The following is a 14,900-nucleotide window of genomic DNA, read 5'->3' as shown; positions in this document are numbered from 1 at the left end:
GTGTTCGCCGGGCGGCAGCGCGGGTAACCCGGCGGCGGACGGGGTATCCGTCGCGGGCCAGTCAGAGTACGCCCAGAAGCAACCGCACGGGGGAGTGCCGCGCACATGGGCATTGGTAGTGGGATCTTCCTGATCGCCATCGGTGCGATCCTGACCTTCGCCATCCGGGCCAACGTCTGGTGGGTGGATCTACGCGCGGTCGGCTGGGTCTTCATCCTGGCCGGACTGGGCGTTCTGCTCACCACGCTCTGGTTCTGGCAGGATCGCCGCAAGCGGGCACGGACGTTGATCGTGGAGGAGAACCGGCTGTCTCATCCGACGGCGATGATGCCGCCGCCGCCCGACCCGCCGCCGCCGACCGCGCCGCCGAGCTGAGGCGGCCGACCGCCCGAACCGGGCGAGCCCGACCGGCTGAGCCGGTGTGCCATCGACGGATGGTGCGCCGGCTCAGCCGTCGGGTTCGGGCCGTCCGCGCGCGGTGTGCCGGACGGCGATCGCCGCCGCGTCCCGAGCCAGTTCCGCCCACGGCGACGCGGTGCGGTGCACCACCACGTCACTGGTGCGCAGCCCGTCCGGATCGGCCCGGTACGGATCGAGGAACCCGGACAACAGCGAGATCCCGGGATTGTGGGCGATCAGTAGGACGATGCCGACGTCCGGCTCGACCCGTCGGACCAACGTCAGCAGATCCTCCGGGTGCGCCTCGTACGCGTCCGGCTCGTACCGGACGATCGGCACCGGGCCGGCCGGGCCGCCCTCCGGGGGCGAACCGGTCATGCCCAACTCCACGCCGTGCCAGGTCTGCCGGGTCCGCAGCGCCGCCGAACAGAGCACCACCTCCGGCAGCAGGCCGTGCCGGGCCAGCCAGGCCCCGGCCGCCGCGGCGTCGGCGCGCCCCCGCGCGGACAGCCGGCGTTCGACGTCCGGACCGTCCGCCGTGGGCGGTTCGGCCTTGGCGTGTCGCAGCAGCACGAGCGTCCGTTCCGGCACCGCGGCGTCCCTCATGTCACCAGCTTGCCCGATTGGCGATCTCCGTGCCGGGGTAAGTCCAGGCGTGCCGCAACCTCATCCATGGCCGCGGCGAGGTGGAATGCCAGCTTCGGAAGCCAAGGAGACGAAGAGATGGGCATCGGTGGCAGTATTTTCCTGATCGCGTTGGGCGCGATCTTCGCGTTCGCCGTGGAGGCGGACCTCGGCTGGCTCAACCTGAGCGTCGTCGGCTGGGTGCTGATGCTCGCCGGGGTTGCCGGCCTGCTCGTCACCCTCTACTTCTGGAACTCCCGCCGGCGTACGGTCGTCGCTCCGGTTCGCGCCGAGCGGGTGGTCGCCGACCGTGCCGTGCCGGTCCAGGACGACCGCGTGGTGCAGGAGTACCGCGAGGTGCGCCGGCCCGGTCCGACGGTCTGACCGACGAGCCGGCGCCGGTGGTGGGTGGCACCACCACCGGCGCCGGCTCGCTGCTCAGGCGAACAATGCGAAGTAGATGGCGATGTGGTGGCAGATCGCAGCGACCAGCGTGCAGGCGTGGAAGAACTCGTGGTGCCCGAAGACGGTCGGCCACGGGTTCGGACGGCGCAGCGCGTAGAAGACCGCGCCCACCGTGTAGATGGCGCCACCCACGCTGAGCAGCACGAGTGCGGTGACCCCGCCCTGGTGGAGGATGTCGGGCAGGATCGCCACCGCCACCCAGCCGAGCGCCAGGTAGAGCGGGGCGGAGATCCAGCGTGAGGCGTGCGGCCAGACCAGCTTGAGGGCCACGCCGGCCAGTGCGCCACCCCAGACCACCGTCAGCATGATCACGGCGGCGTGGGTGTCCAGCAGCAGCACACAGAACGGTGTGTACGTGCCGGCGATGAACAGGAAGATCATCGAGTGGTCCATCCGGCGCATGACCTGGAAGCCGCGCGCCGACCACACCCGACGGTGGTAGAGCGCGCTCACGCCGAAGAGGCCGCAGACGGTGAAGCTGTAGACGGCGGTACTGATCAGGGGTGTCCAGCCGGGTCGGGCGGCGGCGATCGAACAGAGCACGATGCCGCAGACCACGGCGACGAAGAACGCGTACGTGTGCAGCCAGCCGCGCATCCGGGGTTTCCCGATGTCGGCAGGCCTGAGCCGGGGCCGTGCTGAGGTGGTCACGCAGATTAGGTTACGGCACCGTAGGTTACCTTCGGGTAGTGCAACTGATCACGCTTCCGGCCGCCGGGACGACGCGGCCGTGGCCCGGGTCCGTCAGGATGGCGGGATGCGGATCAGACCGGCCGGCGCGCACGCCCTGCTCCTCGACTTCACCACGCCACCGGTCGACCCCGGAACCAGCCCCGTGGACCTCGCCGCGCTGGTCGAGGCGTGGCGGGCGGAGCTGTGGCGACGCCGGGAGCACGGCGAGCTGGTCGCCACGGAGATCGTGCCGGCGGCCGCCACCGTGCTGCTGGACGGGGTACCGGACCCGGTGGCCACGGCCGCCCGCGTCGCCGACTGGACGCCAGCCCCACCCGCCGCCACCGCCGACCCCGGTGCCGACCCGGTGGAGGTGCCCGTGACGTACGACGGGGCGGACCTGCCCCGCGTCGCCGAACACTGGCGGACGGACGTACCGGCCGTCGTACGACGCCTGGCCCGCACCGAGTTCCGGGTGGCGTTCTGCGGCTTCGCACCCGGCTTCGGCTACCTGACCGGACTCCCCGCCGAACTGGCGGTGCCCCGACTCACCTCACCGCGCCCCCGGGTGCCGGCCGGCTCGGTGGCCCTGGCCGGCCCGTACGCCGGGATCTACCCGACCGCGTCGCCCGGCGGGTGGCTGCTGGTGGGGCGTACCGAACTGACCCTGTTCGACGTACGCGTCGAGCCACCCGCCCGGCTCACCCCCGGCACCCGGGTCCGGCTGGTGCCGGCGTGACCGAGCGGACCGGCAGCGGGGCCGGTGTCGTCGAGGTGGTCCGGGCCGGGGCGCTGACCACCGTGCAGGATCTGGGCCGGCCGGGTTGGGCGCACCTGGGCGTGACCCGGTCCGGTGCGCTCGACCCGAGTGCCCTGCGGCTGGCCAACCGGCTGGTCGGCAACCCGGAGTCGACGGCCGGGCTGGAGATCACCATGACCGGCTGCCAGCTGCGGCCGACCCGGGCCACCACGGTCGCCCTGGTGGGGGCCGACGTCGACGTACGGGTGGGTGACCGGCCCGGCGACACCGGACGCCCGCTGGCCGTACCCGCCGGCGCCCTGCTGCGGATTGGTCCGGCCCGCGCGGGCCTCCGCTGCTGGCTCGCGGTGGCCGGCGGGATCGCCGTCGACCCGGTGCTGGGCAGCCGGGCCACCGACACCCTGGCCGGGCTGGGACCGGCAGCACTGCGCGACGGCGACCGGCTGCCGCTGGGCGAACCGATCGGACCACCCGCCCCGGTCGACGTCACCGTGCCGGTCCCACACCCGACGGAACTGGACCTCGCGGTCCGGCTCGGCCCCCGACACGACTGGTTCCGCACCGCCGCGCTCGACCTGCTCCTCGGTACGGCGTACACGGTGAGCCCGTTGAGTAACCGGATCGGCGCGCGACTGACCGGCGCGCCGTTGCCCCGTGCGGTGGCCGGGGAACTACCCAGCGAGGGGCTCGTCCTCGGCGCGGTGCAGGTGCCGGCCGACGGCCAACCGCTGATCTTCCTTGCCGACCACCCCACCACCGGCGGATATCCCGTCATCGCCGTGGTGGACGACGTGACCCTGCTCGCCCAGGCCCGCCCAGGCACTACCGTCAGGTTCCATGGACCTCAACGCTGACCTAGGTGAAGGATTCGGAGTCTGGCGACTCGGTGACGACGAGGCGCTGCTGGACCTGGTCACCTCGGCCAACGTCGCCTGCGGCTTCCACGCCGGTGACCCCTCCACGATGCGCCGGATATGCGCCGCCGCAGCCCAGCGGGGGGTGGCCGTCGGCGCCCAGGTGGGCTACCGCGACCTCGCCGGGTTCGGCCGACGACACATCGCGTACGAGTTCGGGGAGCTGCGCGACGACATCCTGTACCAACTCGGCGCGCTCGACGCGTTCTGCCGGCCGTACCGCACCCGGGTCCGCTACCTCAAACCGCACGGCGCGCTCTACCACGCGGCGGCGTGCGAAGAGGTGCAGGCCGCCGCGGTGGTCGCCGCGATCGACGACTACGACCCGGAACTGCCCCTGCTCTGCCCGCCCGGATCGGTGCTGGCCCAGCTCGCCCAGGGCGCCGGGCTGCGGGTGGTGGCCGAGGGTTTCGCCGACCGCAACTACCTGCCCAACGGGCAACTGGTGCCGCGCACCTCGCCCGACGCGCTGGTCACCGACCCGAAGGAGGTGGCCCGCCGGGCGGTCCACATGGCCACCGAGCGGGCGGTGGTCGCCGTCGACGGCACCGTGGTGTCATGCCCCGTCGAGTCCATCTGCCTACACGGCGACAGCCCCGGCGCGGTGGCCGCCGCGGAACTCGTCCGCGCCGCCCTCATCGACGCCGGCACCACGCCGGCCCCGTTCAACTGAGCCGGCCGGGAAGGGGCGCCTGGCATAGGTGCAGTGCCCTTCCCGGCCGCCCGGGTCAACCGGCGTCCAGACCGCGCAGGATCAGCGGGAGGCGGGCGGCGCCGTCCGGGACGACGCGCACCGGCACACCCCAGTCCTGCCGGGTCAGGTGGCAGGCCGCGTGCTCCACGTCGGCGTCGCAGGTGGCCGCCTGGGCGGTCACCTGGAGCACGCCGTCGGACACCGAAGCGTCGATCACCAGACGGCGGGACAGCTCGGTGCCGGTACCCGCCCCCTCGACCAGCAACTCGGGCGGGGACGCGGAGACCACCAGGCGAGTGGACGGCCCGTACGTCTCGTCGAGCTTCTGCCCGGGTGCCGGGGCGAAGACGACATCCAGCGTGACCTCGCCGCCGCTCAGCTCGGTCGGCTTCCGTTCGGTGCGGTGCCGGGGCCCGTCGACGGTGCTCGCCCCGGCGGCCGAGAGGGCACCGGGGGACAGCCGGGTGATCCGGTGCGCCGCCGACTCCACCACCAGCACGTCGCCGTCGGGGGTGAGTACCAGGTCGCTCGGCTCGGCCAGGTCGGTGGCGACCGTGGCGACCTGGTCCGCCGCCGGGTCGTAGCGGCGCACCGCACCGTTGTAGGTGTCCGCCACCAGCACCGACCCGTCGGGCAGCGCGCAGACGCCGAGCGGGTGCTGCAGCAGCGCCTGCGCCGCCGGCCCGTCCACGTGGCCGAAGTCGAACAGGCCCTGACCGACGGCCGTGCCCAGCACACCGTCCTCGACGTACCGGATGGCGCTGGTCTCGCTGTCGGCGACCCAGAGCCGGGCGCCGTCGGCGGAGACGGCCAGCCCGGACGGCTGCGCCAGCCACGCCTCGGCCAGCGGCCCGTCGCGCAGCGCCTCCACCGTGGTGCCGGCGTACATCCCGGCGGTGCGCTTGATCGGGTCGAACCACCACAGCTGGTGGATGCCGGCCATCGCGATCACGACCCTGCCGTCGTACCAGGCGAGATCCCAGGGCGAGGAGAGGTCGACCGAGAGCGCGTCGTGCGCGTGGTCGTCGACGGTGGACCGCCACTGCCGACCGGTGCCGGCCACGGTGACCACCTCACCGGTGGCCAGGACCACGCCGCGCAGCAGGTGGTTGACGGTGTCGGCGACCACCAGGTCGTAGCCGGCGACCTCGGCGACCTGCGTCGGGAGCAGGCACAGTCCCTGCGGCTCGGAGAAGGTCGCGGCGTCGGCCGGACCGTCGGCCCGGCCCCGGCTGCCGGTGCCGATCGTGCCGAGTACGGTCTCCGCGTCGGCGGCCAGCTCGACCACGCGGTGCCGGGCCGAATCCGACACCAGCAGGCGACCGTCGGGTACGACCACCGCCTTGCCGGGGAAGCGCAGGGTGGTCTGCGGCTCGGCCGGCGGTACGTACGGCCCGTCGCCCCGATGCAGGGTGCCCTTGGCCTCGTGGGTGGCGACCAGATCGTCGATCAGTCGGGTCAGCCCCTCGGCGTGCCCCTCGCCGGCCATCGTCGCCACCACGTAGCCCTCCGGGTCGATCACCGCGAGGGTCGGCCAGGCGCGGGCCGCGTACTGCTGCCACATGTCCAGCTCAGGGTCGTCGAGTACGGGATGGTGCACGCCGTACCGCTCGACGGCGGCAGCCAGCGCGTCCGGATCCTTCTCGTGCTCGAACTTCGGCGAGTGCACGCCGATCACCACGAGCACGTCGGCGTACTTCTCCTCGAGTGGACGCAGTTCGTCCAGCACGTGCAGGCAGTTGACACAGCAGAAGGTCCAGAAGTCGGCGACCACGATCTTGCCCCGTAGGTCGGCGAGCTTCAGCTCCCGTCCCCCCGTGTTCAGCCAACCCCGGCCGCGCAGTTCCGGCGCTCGTACCCGTGCACTCATGCCCCCATCGTGCCCTACCGGCCGGCGTCGGCCGTGGTGACCGGACCCTGACCTGGGCCGGGGTGCGCACCCGCTACCGAAAGCGTGATGCCACCCGGACCGTGGGGCGTCCGGATGGCATCACGCTTCGAGAGTGTGCTCGGCGGTCGTGGCTCAGCCGGCGGCTTCCTTGAGGCAGAGCACCGGGTTGGCCACGTTGCCGCGAAGCTCCACGTACGGCAGGGCCGGGTCCGGGCACTTGTCCCGCGATTCGACCTTCGACACCACGGTGAACGCCTCCGGCTCGGCGCACTCGGCCTGGACCGCGGTCTCACCCGAGCGCTTGACGCAGGAACCGACCGCCGGGTCGAAGGCGGCGGCCTCGTCCGAACCACCGACCTTGCCGAGGAGGAGCAGCAGGCCGAGCGGGATGGCCAGGATCAGTACCGCGGCCACCAGCACCGCGGCGAGTACCCGGCCGTTGCGGACCTTCGGCGCAGGTGCGTCCGGTGCCGGCTCGGCGACCGGCTTGAAGGCGTCGAAGCGACCCTGCTCCGGTTCGGCCGTCGAGGGGCCCGGGCTCCACGGCGCACCGGCCTGCGGCGCCGACCCGAAGGCCGAGGTGTGGTCCGGGCCCGAGTCGGGCCGGGCCGGAGCACCGTAGGTGCCGCCGGGCCGGTCGGCCGGGCCGCCGAACGGATCCCGGGACGGCCCGCCGAACGGGTCACCACCGGGACCACCGAACGGGTCACCACCCGGGGCGCCGAACTGGTCACGGCCGCCGGGCGCGGCGCCGAACTGGTCGGCCGGGCGCTCCGGCTCGGCGTGCGGCTTCACGCCGTTGACCGGCCGGTTCGTCGGCGGCGCGTCGGCGAAGGAGGGCAACTGCGGCGGGAAGGCCGCAGGTGCGGCCGGTGCGGCGGGAGCGGCACCGGCGAAGGCGCTCAGCGCGGGTGGTTGCCGGTCCCCGAAGCGAGGGTCGGCGCCCGGGTCGAACGGGGACGCCGGCGGCTGCTCGTCCCGCTCCTGGGCCGGCTCCTCCGGCTCGGGGCGGGTCGGTCGGCCGTAGACACGCGGCTGTGGTGCCGCCGCGCCGGGCGGCCGCGCCCCGTGGTCGGCAGGTGGCGTCACCCGACTCGTCGTCGGCACCGACGCGCTCGCCGAGATGCCGCCGGCCGCCGGGGGGGTGGCCCGACCGGCGGACTCGGGTGAGGTGCGGGGGGCGGGGATGACCGGCTCGGCCGGCGACTCGTCGTGCCGCGACTCGGGCTGACCCCAGCCGCCGCCCGGCTGGTCGGTGCCCGGCTGCGCACCCCGGCCGGACCGGCCCTGGTCGTCCGGGAACGGGCTCGACCCGGCCTGGTCACCCGACCCGGCCTGGTCACCGGAGAACGAGGGCGGGGACGGGTAGTCGGTGGGTGGTGCGGCGGCCAGGCTGGCACCGGGTACCCGCTGCTCCTGGGGCGGCAGCGGCACCATGTTGGCCGGGGAGATCCCGGGTGCCGGCGCGGGCTGGTAGACCACGTCGCGGCCGGCGTCGGGCTCGGCATCTGGGCGGGCCGGCGCGGCCTCGGTCGAGCCGCCGCTGCCCCAGGCCTCGCCGGGCGCCCACGGCTGCATGCCCGGCAGCGCCGAGCGGTCACCGGCGACCCGGGACGGAAGTGGTTCCTGAGCCGGGTTCCAGGACGGCGGTGCCGAGCCGCTCGGGGATTCGGTGGGTGCCCAGGCCGGGCCGGGACGCTCCTGCGCTGGCGGCGACCACTGTGGCCGCTCGTCGGCCTGCGCGCCCGCCTGCCCGTTGCCGGACCAGCCGGTGGGCTCTGCCTGCGCAGCACCGGACCAGCCGGTGGGTTGGGCTTGCGCGTTGCCGGACCAGCCGGTGGGTTCGGCCTGCTGTGGCGTGGCCCAGTCGGGGCCGGTGGACTCGGTCTGCTGTGGCGTGGCCCAGTCGGGCTGCGCCGGTCGGTCGTTGCCGCTCTGCCAGCCCTCGGCCGGCTGGTGCGCGCCGGCCCAACCGGCCGACTCCGGCCCGCGCCGTTGGTTGGTGGCCCAGGCGGGCTGGTCCTGCTGGTCGGCGGGGGGCCAGGCACCGGACCGGGCCGAGTCGTCGGGGGCGGACCGCTGCTGCGGTACGGGGTCGGCCTGCGGCACCTGGGCGGTGGCCCGGGCGGCCGGCTCGGCGCGAACTGCCGGCTGGTCCGGCTGCGCCGCCGCCCAGTCCGGCTTCGGCGGCTCCGGCGTGGCGGCGGCCCAACTGGGTGGCTGCTCGTCGGCGCGCGCCGCCGCGTTCCACTCAGGTTGCTGCGCGCCGGCCCAGCCGCCGGTCTGCGCGGGAGTCGACTGGCCGTTGGCCCAGTCGGCGGGTTGGCCGGGCGAGGTCTGCTGGGGCGTCCACTCTGCGGGCTGCCCGCCGTCCGATGTGGTCGAAGATCCGGCCCAGGCCGGGTTGCTCTGCCCGCCGGCCGCCCAGCCGGGCTGATCCGACGTGGACGGCGCGGGCGAGGACCAGCCCGGGCCGGGTTGGTCACCCTGGGTCGACCAGGACGGCTGACCGGCGGCCTGGTCCCAGCCGCCGGAGTTCGGGGCTTCCGCCTGGCGGGTCGTCTGGGCGCCGCCCCAGGATGCGCCCTGCTGGTTCGCCCAGCCCGGGGTGGACGCGTCGGGTCGCGCGGGGGGTGGTGGCGCCCAGCCCAGATCCGGGGCGGTCGCGCCGTAGCCGTTCTCCGGCTGAGCCGGTCGGTCGCCGTACGGCGCCGGTCCGCCGCCGCCCGGCGGCACCTCGTCCGGCTCCTGGCCGGGGTGGTGCGGGCCCTCGGACGTCATGCGTGCGCCTCCTCCATCACATGTCGGCCGCCGTCGCCGATCGTCTCGGCAGGGCAGCCGGCGGTGCCGGCATGCCGGCCGTGCCGACTCCCCCGCACCGTATCCGGTGGTCACCGGGGCGCTTCCGGGGAGCGTCGATCGTCACTGTCCGTCGCCGGGCGCTGTCGATCCGCATCTATCGCCGCGAACCGCCCGGGCCGTGGGAGGACGACCGTGCCCCACCGTACCGGGCGCTGCGGCGAGGCGGTATCCCGGTGTCAGCGCAGCGGACCCCAAACGCCGACGACCCGCCCGGTATGCCGGGCGGGTCGTCGATCTGGAGGAGGCGAATAACGTCGTGGCGTCAGTGCATGTGACGCTGGGCGATGGCGAGGATCTCGTTGCGCACGGCGGGGGAGCTCGCGGAGCGCAGGGCCCGCTCGATGGCGCGGGCGCGCCGGTTGGCGTCGCGGCGGTTACGGATTCGCTCGATCATGCTCATGGGGGTTCTCCTCCTGGCTATTCGGTTGTCGGCCCGTCGATGCTTCTATTGAACCGTAGAACGCTTCGCGTTGCCACTGATTATTAGGTGAGCTGGACCACCAGCCTAAGAATCTTAGGCTGGCGCTGGCTGGGATGCGACATTCTTGGTCCAACGGCAACGGCCGGTGTGCCGGGCGTAAACCCGGGGCACACCGGCCGTCGCCGTGTCGCGCGTCAGGTCCAGGCGAGCAGTGCCGCCTCCGGATCGGCCAGGAAGTCGCCGATGTCGCGCAGGAACTTCGAGCCCAGCTCACCGTCGATGATCCGGTGGTCGAAGGAGAGCCCGAGCGTGGTGACCAGGCGGGGCTTCACCTTGCCCTTGTGCACCCAGGGCATCTCCCGGACGGCGCCGAAGGCCAGGATCGCCGACTCGCCCGGAGGCAGGATCGGCGTACCGGTGTCGACCCCGAAGACCCCGACGTTGGTGATCGTCAGTGTTCCGCCGGACATGTCGGCCGGTGAGGTCTTCCCGGACTTGGCCATCTGCACCAGCCCGGTCATCGCATCCGCCAGCTCGCGCAGGGTGAGCCGGCCGGCGTCCTTGATGTTCGGCACGATCAGGCCACGTTCGGTGGCCGCCGCGATGCCCAGGTTGACGTACTCCTTGACGACGATCTCGTCGCCGGCCCAGGTCGAGTTGACCATCGGGTGCCGCTTGACCGCCAGCAGCACCGCCTTGGCCACCAGCAGCAGCGGCGAGACCCGTACGTCGCGCCACTCGCGCCGGTCACGCAGCCGGTCCAGCGCCTTCATCGCCCGGGTCACGTCGACGGTCAGGAACTCGGTGACGTGTGGCGCGGTGAACGCCGACCGGGACATGTTCTCGGCGGTGAGCTTGCGTACTCCCTTGACCGGGATGCGCTGCTCGCGGTCGGCACCGAAGCTGGCGGCGGAGGTGCCCGGTGCGGTGACCGTCAGCGGCTCGGCCGCGACCGGTGCCGCCGCCGCTCGCTGCACGTCCTCCCGCGTGATCGAGCCCAGCGGCCCCGACCCGGTAAGTGTGCCCAGGTCGACGCCGAGGTCCTTGGCGAGCTTGCGCACCGGCGGCTTGGCCAGCACCGGGCCGGCGGCCCGACCGTTGCCGTTCACCGTCGGTACCGCGGCGACCACCGCCGGCCCGGCCTGGACCGGCGTCGGTGCCGCCTGGACCGGGGCCGCCGCGGGAGCCACGGTGGCCTGGGCCGGGGCGGCACCCTTGCGGGGGCGGCGCTTCGCGGCGGTGGTACGGGGGCCGTAGCCGACCAGGACCGCGGTACGGCCGCCCGGAGCGGGACCACCGATCAGGCCCGGCTCGACCGCGCCCTCGGCCGGTGCCACCTCGACGGCGGCCAGCGAGGCGGCCGACGGGGTGGGCAGGTCACCGGCGGGCGCGCCGGTGGTCGAGGACTCGATCGGACCGGCGCCGGGGTCGGTGTCGATCGCGATGATCGGCGTACCGACCTCGACCGTGGTGCCCTCGGGGTGGAAGATCGCGTGCACCTGACCGGCCCACTTCGCCGGGATCTCCACCGCCGCCTTGGCGGTCTCCACCTCGACGATCGGCTGGTTCAGCTCGATGGTGTCACCCACCTTGACCAGCCAGGCGAGGATCTCGCCCTCGGTCAGTCCCTCGCCCAGGTCGGGCAGGTTGAACTCCTTGATCCGGGACATGCCGCTCACCAGCCGAAGGAGCGGTCGACGGCGTCGAGCACCCGGTCGAGGTCGGGCAGGTACTCCTCCTCCACCCGGGCGGCCGGGTAGGGGGTGTCGAAACCGGCCACCCGCAGCACCGGCGACTCCAGGGAGTAGAAGCACTCCTCGGTGATCCGGGCCGCGATCTCCGCGCCCAGGCCGACGTTGGACGGTGCCTCGTGCACCACCACCGCGCGGCCGGTGCGCCGCACCGACTCGTACACCACGCCCAGGTCCAGCGGGGAGAGCGTGCGCAGGTCGATGACCTCAAGGTCACGGCCGTCCTCGGCGGCGGCGGTCGCCGCGTCCAGGCAGGTACGGACCATCGGGCCATACGCCAGCAGGGTGACGTCGCGGCCGGGCCGCGCCACCCGGGCGGCGTGCAGCGGGTACGCCTCGGACAGCGGGGCGTCCAGGTCGACCTGCCCCTTCTCCCAGTAGCGCCGCTTCGGCTCCAGGAACACGATCGGGTCGTCCGAGGCGATCGCCTGCTGGATCATCACGTACGCGTCCTGTGGGCTGGCGCAGGAGACGACCTTGAGCCCGGCGGTGTGCGCGAAGTACGCCTCGGGCGACTCCGAGTGGTGCTCCACCGCGCCGATGCCGCCGCCGAACGGGATCCGGATGACCATCGGGATGTTCAGCTTGCCGCGCGAGCGGTAGTGCATCTTCGCCACCTGCGACACGATCTGGTCGTACGCGGGGTAGACGAAACCGTCGAACTGGATCTCGCAGACCGGCCGGTAGCCCCGGATCGCCAGGCCGACCGCGGTGCCGATGATGCCGGACTCGGCGAGCGGGGTGTCGATCACCCGTTGGTCGCCGAAGTCCTTCTGCAGGCCGTCGGTGATCCGGAAGACGCCGCCGAGCTTGCCGACGTCCTCGCCCATGATGACGACCTTCGGGTCGTTCTCCAGCGCCTTGCGCAGGCCGACGTTGAGGGCCTTGCCGAGGGTGAGCGTCTCCGTGGCCATCAGTGCGCACTCCCCTCGAACGACTCCAGGTACCGGCTGAACTGCGCGCGCTGCTCGTCCAGCAGCGGTGACCCGTTGGGGTAGACGTGGTCGAACATGGTGGCCGGCTCCGGGTTGGGCATGGCCAGCACCCGCTCGCGCAGGTCGACCGCCTCCCGGCGGGCCTGCTCGTCGACCTCGGTGAAGAAGTCCGCGGCGGCGATCTGCTCGCGCTCCAGGAACGCCTTCATCCGGGCGATCGGATCCTTGGCCTGCCAGGCCTCGACCTCGCTGGCGATCCGGTAACGGGTCGGGTCGTCGGAGGTGGTGTGCGCCCCCATCCGGTAGGTGTACGCCTCGATCAGGCTCGGGCCCTGCCCGTGCCGGGCGTTGTCCAGCGCGTGCCGGGTCACCGCGTACGTGGCCAGCACGTCGTTGCCGTCTACCCGGATGCCGGGGAAGCCGAAGCCGGCGGCGCGCCGGTAGAGCGGGATGCGGGTCTGCCGCTCCAGCGGCTCGGAGATGGCGTACTGGTTGTTCTGGCAGAAGAACACCAGCGGGGAGTTGAAGACGCCGGCCCAGACGAACGCCTCGTTCACGTCGCCCTGGCTGGTGGCGCCGTCGCCGAAGTAGGCGATCACCGCCTCGCCGTCGTCGGTGCCGGTCTTGCCGTCCATCGCGACGCCCATGGCGTACCCGGTCGCGTGCAGGGTCTGCGCCCCGATGACGATCGTGTACATGTTGAACTTGAACTCGTTCGGGTCCCAGCCGCCCTGGTCGACCCCGCGGAACAGGCCCAGCGGCATGATCGGGTCGATCCCGCGGCAGTAGAGCACGCCGTGTTCGCGGTAGGTGGGGAAGGCCATGTCCTGCGTACGCAGTGCCCGGCCCGAACCGACCTGGGCCGCCTCCTGGCCGAGCAGGCTCGCCCAGATGCCCAGCTCGCCCTGCCGTTGCAGGGCCGTGGCCTCCGCGTCCAGCTTCCGCACCAGCACGAGGTCGCGGTAGAGGCCGCGGTACTCCTCGTCGGTGAAGTCGACGCGGTACTCCGTACCGTCCGGTCCGGTGACGCTCTCGATCCGCTCACCCGTGGGGGTGAGCAGCTGCACCAGCTCCGGGTCGCCGGTCGCGGCCTTCCTGGATCGGGGTGCGGCTCGCCGGCCGCGGGTGCTGGCCCCGGGGTCGCCCTTTGCCATCCGTCTCTCCCTGTCGTGTCTGCGTCGGCACCGGGGGGTCACCCGGCCGCGCGACTCGTACGCCGGCCCCGGCTGGTGCCGGGATCGGTTCCTGGCGACCGCGCCTAGCCCCGGTGGGGGTTGCCGCGCGGCGTTGAGCCGGATTCATGGCCTGGCTGAACCCGGTTCGGGAGCGCCGGCGCCCAGTCGCGCCTACCGCGTGGGTGCGCGGAGGTCGCGGCTGCGCTGCCGCCGTGGCTCCATATTCGCATCACAGGTGAGCCGCCCCACACTCCGCCTGCCCCACATCCCGAGGCCAGCCCGCTTCGTTACCCGAAATGCCGGAGTGTCTGGTCCAGCGACGCGCAACCGATCCGGTGATGGTTCGTCACCATTCGGCCAGATACGCGTGTCGACACGCGGTGTGGGGTTGGCTGACGCAGAGTCACTGACCCAGGCTGTTTCGTGGGCCCCGAGTCAACCCCGGCGGTCCGTCGGGCCTGCCTCCGCGGTCCCGGCCAGGGGCGACCAGGAGGAGTGCGCGGTGTCCGAACCAGGTGAGGGTCCCGGCGGGCCGAGCCTCGGTCGACACCGAGCGCCCGGCGGCTACCGCCGAGTGGTGGGTGCGCACCGGGCCGCCCGTACCGCCGGCCCGGCCCGCGGCTACCTGTTGACCGTGGCGCTGCTCGCCGGCACCGCGTCGATGCCGGTCCTGGCCGCGATCAGCACCGGTTCGGCAACGGTCGGCAGCACCGCTCTGCCCGACGGCCGTACGCCGTTCATCCCGACGCCCTCGGTCGGCCCGGTGGTGATCCCGGCACCACCCACCGCCAGGGTGACGCCCACCTCGACGGCGGTACCGGCGATCACTCCGACGGCGTTGCCCGCCGACCCGGCACCGGACCGACGCGGCCTGCTCCCGGTCGCCACCGCCGATGACCCGGCACCCGGGCGTCGTCCGGCACCTCCACCGGCCGCCGTGGTGCCGCGCCCGTCCGCGTCCACGCCGTCCATGCCGTTCCCGCTGCCCGCGCCGACCCCGCGCCCCACCCTCCTGCCGTCACCCACCCCGACGCCCACCCCCGCGCCGAGCAACCCGCCGCCGTCCGACCCGCCGTCGCCGGGCACACCGACGGCACCGCCCGATCCGAGTGCGTCGACGGAACCGCCGGACGCCACGGATCCGCCGGCCAGCACCGAGCCGAGTGCGTCGGCCGACCCGCCGGCCACCACGGACCCCACCGCGTCAGCCACTGCCACTGCGTCGGCGTCGGCGTCGGCGTCCGTCGAGCCGGGCGCGTCGGTGGAACCGAACACGTCGGCGGAGCCGGCGGTACGGTGACTCGCGGCTGCCGGAGCCTTCCTCAGCGGGGGCGCTG

Annotated in this window: 14 protein-coding genes; 5 read left to right on the top strand and 9 right to left on the bottom strand. The window is 73.5% G+C overall.

The window, feature by feature from the left end; genetic code table 11:
• The first annotated feature begins 105 nt into the window (after positions 1-105).
• Positions 106-375, top strand: a complete 270-nt coding sequence (locus D2L64_RS11065) for a DUF6458 family protein (protein ID WP_013730795.1) — start codon at positions 106-108, stop codon at positions 373-375.
• Between the two features lie 72 nt (positions 376-447).
• On the opposite strand, the gene D2L64_RS11060 is transcribed toward D2L64_RS11065, so the two are convergent.
• On the bottom strand, positions 448-1,005 hold the full coding sequence (locus tag D2L64_RS11060) for a SixA phosphatase family protein (protein ID WP_119575063.1): 558 nt from the start codon (positions 1,003-1,005) through the stop codon (positions 448-450).
• A gap of 117 nt (positions 1,006-1,122) precedes the next feature.
• Between D2L64_RS11060 and D2L64_RS11055 the strand changes: the two genes are divergently transcribed.
• Positions 1,123-1,407: a DUF6458 family protein gene (locus D2L64_RS11055; RefSeq protein ID WP_119575061.1), complete on the top strand. Its 285-nt coding sequence runs from the start codon at positions 1,123-1,125 to the stop codon at positions 1,405-1,407.
• Positions 1,408-1,461: 54 nt separating this feature from the next.
• On the opposite strand, the gene trhA is transcribed toward D2L64_RS11055, so the two are convergent.
• On the bottom strand, positions 1,462-2,139 hold the full coding sequence (gene trhA / locus D2L64_RS11050; RefSeq protein ID WP_119575059.1) for a PAQR family membrane homeostasis protein TrhA: 678 nt from the start codon (positions 2,137-2,139) through the stop codon (positions 1,462-1,464).
• A gap of 106 nt (positions 2,140-2,245) precedes the next feature.
• Here trhA and D2L64_RS11045 point away from each other — a divergent pair, with 106 nt between their 5' ends.
• From D2L64_RS11045 to D2L64_RS11035, 3 genes are read left to right on the top strand one after another with little or no spacing between them, the layout of a single operon-like run.
• Entirely contained in the window at positions 2,246-2,899 is a 654-nt protein-coding gene (locus D2L64_RS11045) for a 5-oxoprolinase subunit B family protein (RefSeq protein WP_119575057.1), read from the top strand.
• On the top strand, positions 2,896-3,774 hold the full coding sequence (locus D2L64_RS11040; RefSeq protein ID WP_119575055.1) for a 5-oxoprolinase subunit C family protein: 879 nt from the start codon (positions 2,896-2,898) through the stop codon (positions 3,772-3,774). Before D2L64_RS11045 ends, D2L64_RS11040 begins: the two co-directional genes overlap by 4 nt.
• Positions 3,758-4,507 (top strand): LamB/YcsF family protein, encoded by a 750-nt coding sequence (locus D2L64_RS11035; protein ID WP_119575053.1) that lies wholly within the window; start codon positions 3,758-3,760, stop codon positions 4,505-4,507. The genes D2L64_RS11040 and D2L64_RS11035 overlap by 17 nt, the downstream gene beginning before the upstream one ends.
• Before the next feature lie 55 nt (positions 4,508-4,562).
• On the opposite strand, the gene D2L64_RS11030 is transcribed toward D2L64_RS11035, so the two are convergent.
• The 7 genes from D2L64_RS11030 to D2L64_RS11005 all read right to left on the bottom strand — a co-directional run bounded on the left by D2L64_RS11030 (position 4,563) and on the right by D2L64_RS11005 (position 14,838).
• On the bottom strand, positions 4,563-6,398 hold the full coding sequence (locus D2L64_RS11030; protein ID WP_119575051.1) for an NHL domain-containing thioredoxin family protein: 1,836 nt from the start codon (positions 6,396-6,398) through the stop codon (positions 4,563-4,565).
• A 153-nt stretch (positions 6,399-6,551) separates the two neighbouring features.
• Complete coding sequence (locus tag D2L64_RS11025) at positions 6,552-9,200, bottom strand: LppU/SCO3897 family protein (protein ID WP_119575049.1); 2,649 nt, start codon at positions 9,198-9,200, stop codon at positions 6,552-6,554.
• Positions 9,201-9,543: 343 nt separating this feature from the next.
• Positions 9,544-9,681, bottom strand: coding sequence for a hypothetical protein (locus D2L64_RS27545; protein ID WP_199714502.1), 138 nt, complete (start codon positions 9,679-9,681; stop codon positions 9,544-9,546).
• Between the two features lie 215 nt (positions 9,682-9,896).
• Complete coding sequence (locus D2L64_RS11020) at positions 9,897-11,372, bottom strand: dihydrolipoamide acetyltransferase family protein (protein ID WP_119575047.1); 1,476 nt, start codon at positions 11,370-11,372, stop codon at positions 9,897-9,899.
• 5 nt (positions 11,373-11,377) lie between these two features.
• On the bottom strand, positions 11,378-12,367 hold the full coding sequence (locus D2L64_RS11015) for an alpha-ketoacid dehydrogenase subunit beta (RefSeq protein WP_119575045.1): 990 nt from the start codon (positions 12,365-12,367) through the stop codon (positions 11,378-11,380).
• Positions 12,367-13,542: a pyruvate dehydrogenase (acetyl-transferring) E1 component subunit alpha gene (gene pdhA, locus D2L64_RS11010; RefSeq protein ID WP_119575043.1), complete on the bottom strand. Its 1,176-nt coding sequence runs from the start codon at positions 13,540-13,542 to the stop codon at positions 12,367-12,369. Before pdhA ends, D2L64_RS11015 begins: the two co-directional genes overlap by 1 nt.
• A gap of 642 nt (positions 13,543-14,184) precedes the next feature.
• Positions 14,185-14,838, bottom strand: a complete 654-nt coding sequence (locus D2L64_RS11005; protein ID WP_119575041.1) for a hypothetical protein — start codon at positions 14,836-14,838, stop codon at positions 14,185-14,187.
• Positions 14,839-14,900: the final 62 nt, after the last annotated feature.

The sequence above is a fragment of the Micromonospora radicis genome, from assembly GCF_003583405.1.
Taxonomy (GTDB): domain Bacteria; phylum Actinomycetota; class Actinomycetes; order Mycobacteriales; family Micromonosporaceae; genus Micromonospora; species Micromonospora radicis.
The sequence above is the reverse complement of the archived record's forward strand: the minus strand, read 5'-3'. Positions and strand labels throughout refer to the sequence as shown.